This window comes from Rhizobium sp. ZPR4 (assembly GCF_040215725.1).
Taxonomy (GTDB): Bacteria; Pseudomonadota; Alphaproteobacteria; order Rhizobiales; family Rhizobiaceae; genus Rhizobium; species Rhizobium rhizogenes_D.
Genome location: NZ_CP157970.1, coordinates 72503 through 87677, shown reverse-complemented (window position 1 = coordinate 87677; position 15175 = coordinate 72503). Strand labels below are relative to the sequence as shown.

Annotated in this window: 12 protein-coding genes and 2 pseudogenes; 7 read left to right on the top strand and 7 right to left on the bottom strand. The window is 55.9% G+C overall.

What is annotated here, in order from left to right:
- Nucleotides 1-1326: 1326 nt before the first annotated feature.
- From ABOK31_RS33620 to ABOK31_RS33600, 5 genes are read right to left on the bottom strand one after another with little or no spacing between them, the layout of a single operon-like run.
- Nucleotides 1327-2343, bottom strand: a complete 1017-nt coding sequence (locus tag ABOK31_RS33620; protein ID WP_349963084.1) for a type VI immunity family protein — start codon at nt 2341-2343, stop codon at nt 1327-1329.
- A 33-nt stretch (nt 2344-2376) separates the two neighbouring features.
- The gene (locus ABOK31_RS33615) at nt 2377-3372 is read right to left on the bottom strand and encodes a DUF4150 domain-containing protein (RefSeq protein ID WP_349963083.1); all 996 of its coding nucleotides are present in this window, start codon (nt 3370-3372) and stop codon (nt 2377-2379) included.
- Nucleotides 3369-4427, bottom strand: coding sequence for a hypothetical protein (locus tag ABOK31_RS33610; protein WP_349963081.1), 1059 nt, complete (start codon nt 4425-4427; stop codon nt 3369-3371). The genes ABOK31_RS33615 and ABOK31_RS33610 overlap by 4 nt, the downstream gene beginning before the upstream one ends.
- Complete coding sequence (locus ABOK31_RS33605) at nt 4424-5443, bottom strand: DUF2169 domain-containing protein (protein WP_349963079.1); 1020 nt, start codon at nt 5441-5443, stop codon at nt 4424-4426. Before ABOK31_RS33605 ends, ABOK31_RS33610 begins: the two co-directional genes overlap by 4 nt.
- A 14-nt stretch (nt 5444-5457) precedes the next feature.
- Entirely contained in the window at nt 5458-5694 is a 237-nt protein-coding gene (locus ABOK31_RS33600; RefSeq protein ID WP_349963078.1) for a hypothetical protein, read from the bottom strand.
- Between the two features lie 112 nt (nt 5695-5806).
- Here ABOK31_RS33600 and ABOK31_RS33595 point away from each other — a divergent pair.
- Nucleotides 5807-5956: pseudogene (locus tag ABOK31_RS33595) on the top strand (DUF2274 domain-containing protein); the annotation flags it as partial.
- A 94-nt stretch (nt 5957-6050) separates the two neighbouring features.
- On the opposite strand, the gene ABOK31_RS33590 reads toward ABOK31_RS33595, so the two are convergent.
- Nucleotides 6051-7058, bottom strand: a complete 1008-nt coding sequence (locus ABOK31_RS33590; RefSeq protein ID WP_349963076.1) for an AP2/ERF family transcription factor — start codon at nt 7056-7058, stop codon at nt 6051-6053.
- Between the two features lie 101 nt (nt 7059-7159).
- Between ABOK31_RS33590 and tssI the strand changes: the two genes are divergently transcribed.
- The 5 genes from tssI to ABOK31_RS33565 all read left to right on the top strand — a co-directional run bounded on the left by tssI (nt 7160) and on the right by ABOK31_RS33565 (nt 13074).
- Nucleotides 7160-9361, top strand: a complete 2202-nt coding sequence (gene tssI / locus ABOK31_RS33585; protein ID WP_349963074.1) for a type VI secretion system tip protein TssI/VgrG — start codon at nt 7160-7162, stop codon at nt 9359-9361.
- A gap of 14 nt (nt 9362-9375) precedes the next feature.
- Nucleotides 9376-9750: a hypothetical protein gene (locus ABOK31_RS33580; protein WP_349963072.1), complete on the top strand. Its 375-nt coding sequence runs from the start codon at nt 9376-9378 to the stop codon at nt 9748-9750.
- A 2-nt stretch (nt 9751-9752) separates the two neighbouring features.
- Nucleotides 9753-11144 carry a hypothetical protein gene (locus tag ABOK31_RS33575; RefSeq protein ID WP_349963070.1) on the top strand — a complete coding sequence of 464 codons (1392 nt, stop codon included), beginning with the start codon at nt 9753-9755 and terminating at the stop codon, nt 11142-11144.
- 34 nt (nt 11145-11178) lie between these two features.
- Complete coding sequence (locus tag ABOK31_RS33570; RefSeq protein ID WP_349963068.1) at nt 11179-12108, top strand: hypothetical protein; 930 nt, start codon at nt 11179-11181, stop codon at nt 12106-12108.
- 441 nt (nt 12109-12549) lie between these two features.
- Entirely contained in the window at nt 12550-13074 is a 525-nt protein-coding gene (locus ABOK31_RS33565; protein ID WP_349963066.1) for a GNAT family N-acetyltransferase, read from the top strand.
- A 41-nt stretch (nt 13075-13115) separates the two neighbouring features.
- Here the strand turns inward: ABOK31_RS33565 and ABOK31_RS33560 are convergent.
- Nucleotides 13116-13394: pseudogene (locus ABOK31_RS33560) on the bottom strand (recombinase family protein); the annotation flags it as partial.
- A 303-nt stretch (nt 13395-13697) separates the two neighbouring features.
- Between ABOK31_RS33560 and ABOK31_RS33555 the strand changes: the two are divergent.
- Entirely contained in the window at nt 13698-15095 is a 1398-nt protein-coding gene (locus tag ABOK31_RS33555; protein WP_349963064.1) for a tetratricopeptide repeat protein, read from the top strand.
- The last annotated feature ends 80 nt before the right edge of the window (nt 15096-15175 follow it).

The following is a 15175-nucleotide window of genomic DNA, read 5'->3' as shown; positions in this document are numbered from 1 at the left end:
TCGATATAGCAAATTCGTCAATGGGTTCACGAAGACTGAATGGATCAACGTCAGGTGAAAATAAGGGTCAGAACGTCGTGAAACTCGACATAAGTGTGTTCAGTTTCACAATGCTTCGACCCAACGCTGATCCGTTCCGTCGCGAAGATGTCGTTGACAAACTTGCGATATCGGCATCCATGTCGGATTGCGGCGAAACGCAAAGTTGGGAAAATTTCGACGCAAATGAACACCTCATTCGCCTGGCCTATGCCCGGACAGCCCAACAACCTTATCAAGCTTTGATGCCGGCAAAGCTACGAGAGGTGCGATGTTCGAATTGATCCGCGACCTCGTCCGGCGATTTTACAGGACGCTGAAGATCTGGAAGCAACAGCCATCACCGCAGGATGCCATGCATTCCGGCGTAGGTTCGATCGCATCTTCACCCTGCGCACAGGAAATGACGCACTCGGCAGGCTAACGGTATGCTTGCATCGGCGCCGCCGGCTGCTTCTCACCCTTAACCTTGATGATGGCCCCATTGCCTGCCGTAGCGTTCGATTGAATGGTATCAGCAGAAGTTCTATGCGAAATGGGAGGCGCAAGTCGACAACGACACCTTCAAATTGCTGCGTTGGCCGATCTCTACGGCGAACTGGGCAATGCCGATGTCGCTTTGCCGTTAATTCCGAGATTTTTCGCGTTGCGCATCGACAGATGCCACTTTTTGCCCTTAAATGCGAGATGACGATTAGCTTCGTTCGATGGTATTTGATATTGAGGCGCTACGTCGGTTATCATTCTGACTGCGGATTCCGACGTGAAGCCAACCGCCCGCCCCTGTGAGCCCTGTCTCAGTTTTAGGGGCAAAATCTCGAATTTAAAGGCAAAATATCAGATTTAGGGACAAAGAAAGGCCTTTAATTTTGTTGAGGCTCTCATCTCGCCTTTAAGGGCAAGGCGACAGCGGCGTAGGTCGAGCTCGCCAAGTGTGAATGTCACCTTCCGATTTATAGGAGTCTCATTACTTGCGTGGCTTTCGTCGCGAAATTCCCGAGGTTCACATCAATTTATGCCGCCGGTTTGGAATTGATGAAGTCAACGTCGGCAAAGCTCGGGCTCCACTGGCCAACAAAATCCGAATCCAAAATACCCGTACTCACTACAGCGCTCCTCAAATTGGAACGCAATGTCACGAGCAGACGCTAACTGGGTCAATCCCGCATGCAACGTTCCCACAACGAGGGCGCAATCATATGTTAGCCCCCGTTCTGTAATGCCAAGCTAGACCGCCGAGGCGGGATCTGCGTCACTTTGTCAGTCCTTTGTGACAACGCTAGTCCCTCAATCAAATCGTCTCAACCACTTCAAAGTTTCATCCCGATCATCGAATTTCGAGGGGAGATCTCTAAAGAGACCAAGTCTTTTAAATGCCTCGAACCGTAGTGGTTTCAACACGCGGGCCACAGCGCGATAGTCATCCAGCCTCTCGCCTTGATTGAAATCACCGATCTCCGGCTTCGGACCAGCCTGGATGATTATGCCACCATTAAAGGAATAGACGGGGCAGGTTGGCCCTAGTTCCTCCCGGATCTTGTCTGCTCCACCGATGATATCGGCGCGCATGTCGTCGATCAGGGTCAGCCAGTTGATCGACCGGATGACAGGCGTTTCCGCATCCCCGCTGCGAACTTTCCATAGGCTGCGATCGGGATAATCCAGGCCGATGAAGCGCTTGAGGAAGGGAAAGGCGGTTGACATATCGGGACCGCGTGGGCCGCCTTCCTCCATGACCAGTCCAAAACCGAGCGTACCATGAATGGGCTGGCCGATTTCAGCCCAGCGCTGCAACAGTTCCAGCAGCTTATGATAATTGCCCTGCGCCCAGTTGATGGGAAAATAGGCTTCCAGTCGGCCCAGCGCGTTATTCTTGTTGCCCAGCTTCATTTCATCGACTGCAGGACTGGCGACTACACCGATGTGATAAGGGGTCGGCTCATCCTTATCGATGGCGTTGGGAAACCCGTAAAGCTCGGCATCAAACCCTTCCACGCGCTCATCTGGCGGAATGCTCAGCATATGGTCGCGGATATACGCGATATAGTCGAACCCCTTAGTCGGCCTCAGGCGGTTGCCTTCATACGGCATGTAGTGCGTGATGCTGTCCGCGAAGAGCTTGCCATAGTCCTCAACGAGCGCAATCAACCTCTCTCGCACCTCATTGTCGTAGGCCCGCTTAAAGTAGAGCTTGAGGACATAGCCGAATTGAAGCTTCGGATTTCCGCGCTGGTCTACGATGGTCAGATGAACGAGATCGTCGACGGTCCTGAACGCCGCCATTGCCTCATCGTAAGTCGCCATGATCATTGTCCTGTCTTCACCCAATAATGGATATCACTGTGTCGCCATCATTGTCGTTCCGCCAACGCCGAACAATGCCAATACCGCCGCGCCACCCGAACCGCCAGCCCACCAGGTAAGCGCTCCTGCTCCGACAGTCGCCACGCCGACACCACCCCAAAAAATGTAAGGATGGTTTTCACGAAAGCTGCCGCTCTCTTCCGGTTTCGTTGCAGGCTGCGTCACCGGACTCGGTTCCCCTGCATTGCAATCACAATCCTTGAAATTGAGATCATGACGTTTCTGTTCAGTGTCTTCTTCTATTTGATCATATATCTCATCCTGTTTACCGCGATAGCGGTCGCCGGGTAGCTTGTTCTCGCCGAATGTATTGTTATCGTGATCGGTATAGTCCGGTCGTTTGTGGCCTTTGGGGCCGCCCTTCGTCTGGTTGCCATAGTCATCGAGACGCTGCTGCCACTTACCGTCTTCACCCTTTTCGTAAGCACCGTTCGGTGTCACGTTGCGTCCGGTCTCGTCAGCCCAGGCTTGCATTTTGTCGTCGATGCAGGCTTGACTAAGCTTGCCTTCCGCCTTGCATTTGCAGGCAAACTCGCACATTTTTTCGAGGACTTCACGGGCTTCACCTTCGACCTTTCCCGTATAGTATCCACCCGCCGATATCGTGTTCCCATGGTTCATTAGCATTTTGTCGGTGAGCCGGGTAACGGCGCGACCTTCCATGAACACGTTCGGCGACCAACTCAGCCATGTTGCTTCCGCCTGCACTGTGCCCGACTTGACGCCGAGCCCAACTCCAGGCTCATCACCAAAAGAGATTGCGAATTTCGAACCTTTGACACCATTCATCGCCCCGCCATGCGAAAACACCGTCGTGGTGCCGTCGGCGAGATCGCGTGCATAGGCGACATTGGTGTAGGGAACAGGTGACTGTGGGCTGCGGCAGACATCGGGAAGCGTCGAACGAGTAAATCCGTCTGAATGTTTGTGGCACAGCGTCAGGCCGTTAATACCAACTGTTTCTCTCATGCTTCTTTCCTCCTGGCATGCGCCAGCATCAAAGCGCACGATCGCCCACGATGGCTGGTGGCGACGAGCAGTGTCGGATATTTGATGGGTTCGCTGTGAGCCGGGTGGCCACGAGGCGATGGCATGGCCCCGAGCGCCAGCGCAACCATGACACCACCTGCTGCTGCGCCGACATCGCCCATCGCAAGCGCATAGCATTCAGGGTCAAGCAAAGCCTCGCCCAAACCATTGCCAAAACTGGCGATGCCGGCGCCATAGTGTTCAGCTCGCCAGCGTTCGCCATTCAAATCGGCCAAGGCACGCATCACCGGAACAGATTGTTCCAGCCCTGTGGCGGCATTGCGCAAGGCATCACCAAGTCCGCGACCACGTATGCCGATAGGCTTGCCATCCGTTGCTTCTTCGCCGACACCAAAGCCGAGGATTTCGGCGCTGGTTTCCAGGCGCAGGCTGCTTTTGCCCACGGCAATGACGGCACAAGCCTCACCGGGCACCAAGCCATGCGGCTGACCGGAACCGAATGCTTTGCCTTCCGTTGCCAACCGGTCCAGCAAATGCGTGTCGATATAACTGTCGAGTGCCGCAACAAACACGACATCGGCCTCACGATCGGCGATGTCCTGTCGCGCCAGATCAATCATCCGCAACGCTGCGGCCTGAGCGCCAAAACAGAATCGCTTATAGATGATTTGTTCATAAGGCTCTGCTGAAAAGGCCGCTGATAGCCGTGTGGTCAGTTGATGGCCGTTCAGCCAACGCGGCAGCACAACGATGAGTCCGAAGCGCAGCGGACCGGCATTGCGCAAACTTGTTGCCCGCAGGAGGCAATCGGTGAATGCGCTCTTGAACAAGTTCAGCAAGCGCTGCTCGTAATCACGCTCCTCGGTGGGCACAAAGACGTAAGAAAGGGTGATCGGGTCACCGTCATGGCCAATGAGGGAACGCTCGCGTACCAGACTCTTCTCGCCCTTCGAATACGCCTCTGTCGCGGCCTCGAAATTTTTGCCAAGTGGGCAACAAAGGCCAGCAGCGATGATGATGGCATCCTCGGTCATCGCAGCCTCACCCCGGCCATCTGCCTGAACATGACCATCGATCCGTCAACGCTCATATCGTCAGAGCAAGGTAGGTTGCCATTCCAGATCATGGACAATCGCTTCTTGGTCGCCTCGATATGAACTCCGATCAGCCGTAGTCGATGGCTATCGCGCCGCATGCCCATACGAGTCACCGCTTCGAAGATGATCTGTGGTAACATGAAGCTATAGGGGCCGTCAGGATGGAGCCCCACCACAGCGACAGGCTCGCCGCCCCTAATATCAAGTATCTGATCCGGAGGAGCGGCTTGATGGAAGTGTTCCGAAAAATCGATTGGCAACAAAGGTGCTCGCCTGCGTTCCCATTCCCCATCATAGGTGCCCGCATGGTCTATGCGCGGCTGCCATGCTGGCTGGATTGCGCCAAACCCGACGGGCGAGGGCAAGCGTTTCAGATCAAAAGGATGCGCCGGGTCCTCGATTTGGGCAAGCTCAAGGACTGCGTCCGTCGGGGCATCGTCGTAGTTTGTGGACCAGCCCTTGCCGATCGGATTGAGCGGGTGCGCCTTGTCTCCACCGAACGCGTCAGCGCCACCGAGCGCCATAGACCATGACAGGGGAACGGCGATGGTTTGTTCTCTTGTCTCGAAGCTCCATTCCGCGGTGCCACCCTTACGCTTGAGCCAGCGTGGGCCAAAGGCCACAGCTTGCTTCTCAAAATTACCAGCGGTGAGGCTGATGGGAAGCTCCCTGAAAAGAGCTTGATTGACCGCAACGGCGGCCCCGCTGACCGTTAAGTCCACTTTGGGCTTAAATGGAGCGATATCCGATTCCGCCAATAACTCCTTGGCTTCATCATCGGCGTAAGCTGGTGCGATATGAACGGGTTCCTGCGTTTCGCTCAGAGCAACCAGGCCATCATCTCGAATGTTGAAAGTTGCCCGCAACGCGACAACCCAATGTTCGAAGCCGTCGCGATCGCGAACAAAGTAACCGAGGGTAGCGAAGGGTGTCTTATTATCGACCTGCCACATGAAGCCCCCTGCGATTAGTTCAGCTCGATCCGTCCTGCCAGTAGATGGATGTCTTCCGAGACATCCTGGATGAGACGCTTGCCAGTGAGCTTGATCGTGCCGTCTTCGCATAGTGTGGCGCTGGACTTCCCGATTTCGATCGTCAAGGAGCGGCCGGCAGGATCGAATTTTATGAATTCTGACAATGCCGCAAGCGCTGTCCAGTCGATATCGACGGGAAGGAAAGGTCCAGTATCCTTGAAATTCTTCATCCCAATAACTCCGCCATGAAATATTGCATACGTTTCACAACCATACGACGAGAATTGAAGATAGGCACCAGGAGGCTATTTCAAGGTCTTAGCATGGGATAAATGCAAGCTTCGCGATCTTGCGGCCTATGCCGAAATTCTCGGGCGCGAGGCTGGGCAGCCGGCCGCTGATCCTGTCCGGTTGATTGTCCCCATGCCGGAGCGCTTCATCGGCACTGATCGCGGATTCGCAAAGGCGAGACGTACTCAAACCAAAGAATAAAGGATGCTGTCCGTCCGCTTTGCTTGCGCGGTTTCTACCGGAATCCTGTCCCGCCTTGCGTGGCCAATATGAAGATCGGCGCTTCCCTGCTCAACTATGCCCGATGAGAGGCCGGCGATTCTTCGATTTCCTGTCTGGACAGGTAGAGCGTCACGGTGCAGCCCTTTTCTTTGTCGAACAGGTGTGGGGCGAGCATGATCCGCACATGTTCATGGTCGAACCTGTCGGCAAAAGCTGGCCCGCACAGTTTGGTGAGGAGCGCATGAACGCGCGGACGCATCTGATGGAGAGCGGCCGCCACAGATTGGCTGCGGGTAGCGGCGTCGGCCCGGGCAATTAACGTGGGAGGTTTGTTCAACGAGACGATACCCCGCAGGCGGCCTTGCTGATCGAGGCGAACCGAGACCTTGAGGCGCACAGGACGCAATCGGTCGAAACGAGTATTGATCCGGGCGAGGATTGCATCGACATCCTGTCTCGACATGAGATTTTTGTCCATGACATCGGGTATCTGCTCCAATCGCTCCGGAAATTGCAGGAGAGCGAGCGCTTCGACCTCGTCGTTGCGGGTGTGAAACATTGACGGCATTTCGGCGAGCCAGGCTTGGCGTTGTTCAATCGCGAGGGCCTTTGCCCGTGCCTCGCCATAATATGAGATGGAAAACGATCTGCTTCTTGTCCATTCAGGCCGTTCGACATGGGCAAACCAGCGCGCGTCTTTTCGATAGACACCCGCCACGCCACTGGTGTTGTCGCTCCTGAGCCGGGTTGCCTTCTCGCGCGATGTCACTGGCGGCAAGGCGTGTAGGATGGCGTCGCGATAGGCCAAGGCCTGCTCGAAGGCAGCTTCGGGCGAACCATAGATGTTGTCGTTGAAACCGCGATTGATGGCATACCCATGCCGGCTGAGCGCGACCGTCCATTCGCCGGGACGAGTATCTTGCGCTTGTCTGCGCAGAAGGGCGTAAAGGTTCACGGCTGAACACGACTGCGTATTGGATATCGAGAGCTCCTGCGTTTCCGCCTCATCATAGGTATTCATGACTGCTGTCGGCGTTAAATTTGTTCGCCGTCGCCGTTCATCGCGGCCTTGATTTTCCAATATGGCACCTATCTTTGATTGCGTCGTGTAATTGTGGCACTCGTAGCGTAAATCAAGCCTTGCTGATTTTGCGTTGTGAATATCAAGAGGGGCACGCTTGAATGGCGCTTGAGGAACTTGTCGAGACGCTCGCGAGCGAAGGTTTTTCGCAGGTCGATCGAACCATTCGGATTGAAACGGTTTTGGGAGTCGATGTCCTTCTCGCAGAACGCCTCTACTATCGAGCCGGCATCAACGAACTGTTCGACTTGCGGGTGGATGTACGTGCCAAGCAGGGCGAGATCGACCCCAAGCGCCTGATCGCCACCCTTGCCGATGTGTCGCTGGAAATTGGAGAAGGTCAGCGCAAGACGTGGAACGGGCTCATACAAGGTGTGACCGCCGGGCCGCCGCTGACAAGGGGCGGGCGGGCCTATACGCTGGTGATCAGGCCGCAACTCTTCCTGCTCAGCCAAAAATCGGACTGGCGCACATGGCAGCATCTATCGAGTGTCGACGTCGCGCAGACGTTGCTCTCAGAGCACGGCTTGCCCGCACCGGACGTATCGGGCGTGATCCATCAACCCAAGCCGATGGTTTATGCCGTTCAGGCTGGTGAGACGGATCTCGATTACCTCACCCGCCGCCTTGAGGCCGATGGGATTTTCTACTATTTCCGACATGAGGGTGGCCAGAAGGGTTCCGTTTCGGCCAAGCATGTTCTTGTGCTTGCCGATCATCAATCTGGTTACGACAAACCGAACGATGAGGCGGATGGGAAGATCCGCTATGCCCTCGGCAGCTCTGATCGCAACCACATCAACAATTGGCTGCAGCGCTTCGAATACTCTCCCGGCCGCCGCACGGGCGCGGACTACAATTTCCTGCATGTCGACATTCCGACAGCCAATGCTCCCTCGCTGATCGAACTCAATGGCAACCAGAAATACGAATTGTTCGAATTCGGCTCGGTCGTCGGAGGCTACGGCGTCGGCTCGGCATCCGAAGGCATCGACAGCACCGAGGTCGAGAAGCAATCAAGGTGGCGCATGCAGGCCACCGAAGTCGATCACAATCTCACCGAAGGCTCTTCAACCGTCCGTACCTTGGAGGTTGGCCAGAAATTCCAGCCCTACGATGTCGCCAATCTCGCCAACACGTTCGAGGAGATGGTGATCCACAAGCTGGAGGTCAGCGCCCACGATCATTCCTATGAGGCGGCCGATCAGGATGCGCCGGAATATTCCAACCGTTTCGTCGCTTTGCCGGCGCGAGTGCCGGCGACGCCGCATCGCACCACATCGAAGCCGCGTATCGACGGCGTGCATGTCGGCTTCATCGCCGGGCCGGAGGGAGAAGAGATCCACACCGACCAGCATGGCAGAATCAAGCTTTGGATGCCATGGGACCGCAAAGCCAAGAAGGACGGAAGCGATAGCCCGTGGATAAGAGTTTCGCAGGCATGGGCTGGATCGACCTGGGGTGGACAGATCATCCCCCGTATCGGTCAGGAGGCGATGGTCGCTTTCATCGGCGGCGATCCGGATCGCCCTGTGGTTTTAGGTCTCGCGCCCAACGCTAAACACACCGTGCCATACACCTTGCCGGCAAACAAAACCAAATCCGTCTTTAGGACACAGACCCACAAGGGCAACGGCTTCAATGAGCTGACGTTCGAAGACGAAAAAGGGCGTGAGGAAATCTACATGCATGCCCAACGCGATCATCGCGTGCATGTCGAAAACTCCCATTCCAAACGCATCGATAACAACCAGGCGGAATCGATAGGCCACAACAAATCTATCGAAGTCGGCAACAATCACCACGAAGTCATCGGTGGCAATATGACGCTGATGGTCGGTCCGAACATCCTCCAGAAAGGTGTCACGGCGGCGATGGGAATATTGCGCGATGGCGTCGGGAACCTGCTGACGAGTAAGCTTGGCGGCTTCACGGATGTCCTTGGCTTTCTCTCTCAAACCACCATGGGCGAAGGCAACATGATCGTCGGCGTCGGCAAGAATAAGGCCGAAACCGTGATGGTGTCATCGACGGAAATCGTCGGTGCGGCCAAGACGACGACGGTGGGCGGCGGTTACCAGCTCACAGTGGGCGGCGTGAAGAATGAGAGCGTTGCCTTTGGTTCCTGGGAGGAAGTGGGTCAGACGAAGGTGACGGTGGTCGGTCATAAATACGAAATCGTCTGCGGCAAATCCCGCATCCTGATGGAACGCGACGGCACCATCACGCTCGAAGGTGTCCGGCTGATCATCAACAAAGAAGAACGCATGACGGTCACGGCCGGCAAGATAGAGATGAACTAAGAAGGTTTGTCTGGATGATCAAGCTCCTGAGCGATGAGTGGGTTTCGGCGGAAGTTGAAAACAAGCAGCTGAGGGATTCCAAGCGCGAGGAATTCTGGGAAAGCCTGGGCGTGTCCCGGACTCGTGACCTGAGTGAAATCGATGTGCCGCCGATGGAGCGGCTTGCCACGGTGCAGGCGCTGCTTTCGACGGCTGGCGACAAGATCGGGGATGCGGATATTGGCGCGATTGCCAGCCTGGCTTCGGCCGCGCTTTCGGCCATCGCACCCGGCTCGATACCATTCGGTGGACAGACCCAACCGCTGAGCCTTCAGGACTTGACCGTTTTTGCGCGCAGCCGGTTCTTCACGGAAATCATACCCGACTACGAATTTACGAGAATGGATTGACGATGGGCGCACCGGCGTACAATCCAGACATGACGGCTCATGACGGGCATTTGCAGGACAATTGCTCGTATTTCGCCCATGTCAAAAGCCATCTCTACCAATATGTAGCGATGTTCCGGCTGGTGAAGGAGCTGGCCGAAAGCGAGAAGGCGCGCCAGGAGTTCTGGGCTGGCTTCATGGACAGCGCCGTCGGGCGATTCATCCAGGCCGACACATTGAATTCATACGCCAAAATGGCACGGGACAATGCTTCTGATTATGCCGACCGGGCCCAGAACGGATCATTCGAGGACTGGGTCAATCAGAAAGGTCATGACTGGTTTGGTTATTCTCTGCCCTGGGCCCAGGATGGGAGCGCCAAAGCCTACAATGAACGCATGTCGCGCGAGGAAGCAACGAGGGCACAGAAGCTTCAGGATGCGGCGGATATCAACTACGATCTCGCCAAGGGAAAGCTGAAGGAGTTTTTCGTTTCGCTTTGGAATGAGATCAAGCGGCGCTGGACGCAATGTGGTGCGCTTTATGCGATCGCGACGACGGCCACGGATGCCGCTTTCTTCGTGGGCGAACTCGCGCTGGGCGCCGGGCTGACAGCCGGTGCGATCAAGCTCCTGAAGTCGATAAAGTTCATGACACATCTTGCCGGCGTCGGACGCGCTGTGACTGCGGCTGCGTCCGAAACCGTTACGGTGACGAAGGACACCATGGTCACTGTGACGGCAGTCATGGGTGCGCCGGGCTCGGCCATGCGAAGAATCGTTCGCAGCTATAAGGCCGGCGATCTGGAGGCGGAAGTCGAGGAGCTGCAAGCCCATTCCGGCGTGTTACGCGAGGATGGCCAGAGCCCGTTGAGAGAAGAACAAGCTCCGCAGAGGCGGACGGCTACCGCAATCGGCGATCTAGCCGAAGCTCAGGCCCGGGATCGTCTTAATTCCCAGGGCTTCACCGATATACGCGCGCTGAAGAACAACTCCGAACATGGGATAGACCTCGTCGGCAGAAACCCACAGACCGGCGCCGTAAAAGTCGTTGAAGTCAAGGCCAACAGCGCGTCGCTGAACGACCTTCAGGAGATGGGTGGCCCGCATTACACAGATACGCAGATCGACCGCGCCATGAGCGGCGACGGCCATTGGAAGAGCATGCCAGACGGCATGGGCGACACTGCCGAAGAGCTCTCCGACTGGATGGATGCGGCACCCTCGAAGCAGTATGAGATATGGAAATACGACGTTGCCGACGATGGAACGGCAACCTATCGCGGCAAAGCGGATTGGGACTGGAAGCCTGGCGAGAAACCAAAGCGGCTGACTTATCGCGATGAGACAGGTAGAGCTAGACGCCCAGCCGTGAGCACACCGCCCTCGACCGGACCTCCGGCTCGGAACCAATAAGTTCCTGCTGCCCCGTTTTCGACAGGATTGAAGAATGACCGATGCTTCCGAAAAAAGAAAATTCCTGGCCAAGGAACTGCCGGATTGGCTCTCACGCAAGGAGCGTCTGTTTCGGCAGAAGCCTATGGAGTGGCTTGGAGATTTCGATCCCGTCGGCAAAACCGATGTGAACGTGAAGCTTGCGCCGGCGCGCTTCGAGCGACTGGCAACATGGTATCGCAGGGAATATGCCCTCTCGGGTATCGGAGCCACGCCGGATATCGCTCTTTTGTCGGCCTCGACGCGCAACGATATCACGAGCTATCTGCTCGAAATCCCGATCTATGATTTCCATGCGGAGAATCTAGGCCGCTACAATTTCGACCGTTATGGAAAGCTGCTGGCGCAGGTCATTGCGACAGGTTGGAAAGACGAGGCCGAACTGGTTGCCCGCCTCGGCTTCAAAGAGCTGAACCGCCTGATGGACCGGGGTATTTCCTATGGCCGCTTGCCCTGGTTCATGCTGGAACTGGCAAAGGATTGGCTGAAGGCGGATGTTGCCATCGACAGCGAGTTCCGCCAGCACGAGGTCGCAAACCTCGGCGTCTGGGACAAGCTGCTCGCCGGCTGGCGCGATCCCAATGAGCGGTCCTTCGATGCGTTGATGAGCGAAATGGCCGAATACCATCTGGCTCAGTCCGAAATCGTCGAGAATACTGAGAAGGACTGGTACGAGTTCGAAGAACTCTCCTATTGGCTGTTCCCGGTTGAATTGCTGGCTGTGCTGCGTCTTCGCGAATGGGCCGGAATTGCCAATCCGCCGCTGACTCATCCGATTTTCTGGGTCACCCCGCTTGCCAACCTCTATCCGTCGCCGGCTTGGCCGAAAGATGAGACGGTCGATCGGGCGGAAGCGAAGTTCCGCGCCCTTTATCCAGACACCCCCTCCGTTGCGGACCTGCCGCGCCTGCGCAAAGAGCAATAAGCCGCGGGAGGGTGATCGAAATGGCTCTGATGGCCGTTGCGTTAAACGCCGGGCCCAACCGTCGCGCTGTCAATCGGCTCGGAATGTTGACCCCTTGGGGGTCAACATCGCTTCACCGCGGTCAGAACGCGCAACAGATTGGGCCATCTCATTCTACTGATCCCATGCTGGGAGGGCCATGCGCCGATCCCGAAGAGAAGAGAGGGCCTGCGAGAGACGTCAAACTATCGAGACGCTGAACGCTCAAAAGCGCTTGACCTCAACACGCCGAATAGAGAAGAGCCCTTCATAGCGCGTTCCGCCCGTGCTGGTGTTCTCATCGAGGATGATGGCGATGCGAGGCTAACGCATAGGATCCGGCTTCCGCCTTAGTCGTTTCGACACTGTTTTTAAGCATCTTGCGGCTTAAGAAAACATAGTTGCCGATTCATGGCGAGATTGATGAGCGATATCGACATGGAAATTGACATTCGCCCGGTGGATCTTGAAACGCGGGCGCACTTCTCGGAGATTCTGGAGGAGGCGAGCGCATGGCAAAAGGCGCGTGGTTCGGAGGGCTGGAGCTACCCCTTCGATGACGCCTGGATGCTGCCTCGAATCGAGCGCGGCGAATTGTTCCTTGCCTATATGGACAGCCATCCCGTCGCTGCGTTTCGAATCCTATGGAAGGATCGTCCGTATTGGGGTGAGAGGGAAACGGGCGACAGCATTTATCTGCACACCTTTGCGGTTCGCCGCGACAGAGCCGGAAACGGAATTGGTACCGCCATCATCGAAAAAATTGCCTGCATGGGACGAGAGCGAGGTCTGGCGACCATCAGACTTGATTGTTCGCTCTCCAGCTCAAGGCTGATTGCCTATTACGAGCAGAACGGCTTTTCTTCCGTCGGGATCACGCTCATGAACGGGAAAATGATGAACCTGATGGAGCGTCCTTTACAGGACAACCTTCCGAGCGGTTTGTAGCAGGGCGCAAGGTCGTCAGTCGCGAACCAGGCCAACCGGCGCGCCTCGTCCAAAAGCCCTCTGACGGACGATGGCTGCCATTTGCGACCACCGCGGGTCGGCCGTTCCCCCATTTGATCCAGTTGCGCGGCAATCTCGCGAAGCGACAGGCTTGGATCGGCAATCGTGATCGCGGCAACAAGCTTCATCAAACGATCCTCCGGTGCACGACGAGGCGACCGCGCCAGTAGGTCCGGCTCTGCGAGCTTCTCCCGAACCATGCGATGGACGGCACGACGCAGTCGCTCGACCCTCCAGTCATGGCCGCAGCGATTGAGGATACCTGATCTCGACAGGGCGTTACTTTCCGCCAACAACGATTTGACGTTGATGATCGAGGACGACATTCGACTTTGCATTCCATCGCGACCCTGTGTAGACGTCGATATTGCAAACTCGTCAATGGGTTCTTCGCCACTGAATGGACCAGCCTCAAATACAAATCTGGGTCAAGGCGTTGTGAAACCCAACACCCATTTTTCTTGGTAACCTACAACAGCCGCAAAAAAGGCATAGGCTGTAGAATGCTATGTGAGTCGCGTCACGCTGCAATGGAGAGCGGCGTTACACTGGAGACTTCTCCTATGGGTATCGAAACAACACTTTTGGAAGAGCAGCCAGTCGTCGGGTTAATGTTCCAGCAAGCCAGCTTGCTTGCGGACGGCGGCCGATATGATGAGGCAAAACGAATCTATTTGGCAATCCTTGCTATCGATGCGGGGCATTTTGGAGCCCTCAATGATCTCGGCAATCTGCTGGAGAGAACCAATTTTTGTAGTGCCGCGCGTCTAGCTTATGCCGAAGCAGTAAGATGTCATCCAGACAATGTGATCGGCCGCATTAACTTTGCTAACTCTCTGATCACAAACGGCGCGTTCGCTGAAGCTGGCGCGGAGCTCGAGGTGGCGCTTCTTCTTGCTCCAGACCACCCCGACGTCCATCGCAGCTTGGCCAATCTTCTACAGAATCTTGGTGACTGGGATGCCGCCGAAACTCATCGGCAAAAAAGTTATCGGCCGATTGAGCTGACCTTTCAACCCTATCAAGGCGAAGGCACGCCGTGTCGAGTGCTGGTTCTCGTGTCCGCCATCGGCGGAAATATCCCGACGCGCGTTTTGCTCAGTGACCAATTGTTTGACGTAACAGTCCTTGTGGTCGAAGGTTATGATGTAGCGAGGCCGCTCCCAGCACATGATGTCGTCTTCAATGCTATCGGCGACTCCGACATCTGTTTGACCGCTCTTGATGCTGCCGATCGTGTGTTGGCGTTAACCAGTGCGCCGATTGCGAATCCACCTTATCGTATTCGCCCAACAGACCGCATCTCGAATGCTAATCGACTGAAAAGTCTACCATATATACGGACGCCACGTATGTCGTTGATCAAACGGTCACAGGCAGCAGAGCAGGCGCGGCTATTCGGCTTTCCGTTGCTTTTGCGTAGCCCAGGTTATCATACCGGGCGATATTTCCGGAAAGTTGACGAAGCCACTGATCTGGATACAGCTCTCACAGAGTTGCCCGGAGAACAACTGGTAGCAATCGAATACCTCGATGCACGAGACACGGCGGGGTTGGCGCGAAAATACCGAGTGATGATGATTGGCGGCGAGCTTTTCCCTCTTCATTTGGCTATCTCGCGGAACTGGATGGTACATTATTTCACAGCCGATATGGTGGACAATCAACACTACCGCGACGAGGAAGCAGCCTTTCTCTCGGACATGCCCTCGGCTATCGGGCAGCGCGCAATGGAAGCGCTGAAAAGTATACAAATGAGTCTCGGTCTCGACTATGGTGGCGTGGACTTCGCTGTCGATGCGAATGGAGATCTACTATTCTTCGAAGCAAATGCCACGATGGTGATTGTGCCGCCACCGGGGGCCTCGATGTGGGACTATCGGCGAGCCGCTACCTTCCGCGCCCTAGAAGCTGCAAGCGTGATGATTCTCGGTAAGATGGAGCCTCAGGAGAGGGTGTAATACGGCTCCTCACTGAATTCGACTCACGGGGTTCCCAAAATGTGATGAGTCTGAATCGATGGTGCAAACTGGAGGTTTGC

Excerpts from the sequence above, each read along its gene's own strand:
- ABOK31_RS33570 (WP_349963068.1), top strand. The coding sequence starts at position 11,179 with ATGACCGATGCTTCCGAAAAAAGAAAATTCCTGGCCAAGGAACTGCCG.
- ABOK31_RS33575 (WP_349963070.1), top strand. The coding sequence starts at position 9,753 with ATGGGCGCACCGGCGTACAATCCAGACATGACGGCTCATGACGGGCAT.
- ABOK31_RS33605 (WP_349963079.1), bottom strand. The coding sequence starts at position 5,443 with ATGTGGCAGGTCGATAATAAGACACCCTTCGCTACCCTCGGTTACTTT.
- ABOK31_RS33555 (WP_349963064.1), top strand. The coding sequence starts at position 13,698 with ATGGGTATCGAAACAACACTTTTGGAAGAGCAGCCAGTCGTCGGGTTA.
- tssI (WP_349963074.1), top strand. The coding sequence starts at position 7,160 with ATGGCGCTTGAGGAACTTGTCGAGACGCTCGCGAGCGAAGGTTTTTCG.
- ABOK31_RS33615 (WP_349963083.1), bottom strand. The coding sequence starts at position 3,372 with ATGAGAGAAACAGTTGGTATTAACGGCCTGACGCTGTGCCACAAACAT.
- ABOK31_RS33580 (WP_349963072.1), top strand. The coding sequence starts at position 9,376 with ATGATCAAGCTCCTGAGCGATGAGTGGGTTTCGGCGGAAGTTGAAAAC.
- ABOK31_RS33610 (WP_349963081.1), bottom strand. The coding sequence starts at position 4,427 with ATGACCGAGGATGCCATCATCATCGCTGCTGGCCTTTGTTGCCCACTT.
- ABOK31_RS33620 (WP_349963084.1), bottom strand. The coding sequence starts at position 2,343 with ATGGCGACTTACGATGAGGCAATGGCGGCGTTCAGGACCGTCGACGAT.
- ABOK31_RS33565 (WP_349963066.1), top strand. The coding sequence starts at position 12,550 with ATGAGCGATATCGACATGGAAATTGACATTCGCCCGGTGGATCTTGAA.
- ABOK31_RS33600 (WP_349963078.1), bottom strand. The coding sequence starts at position 5,694 with ATGAAGAATTTCAAGGATACTGGACCTTTCCTTCCCGTCGATATCGAC.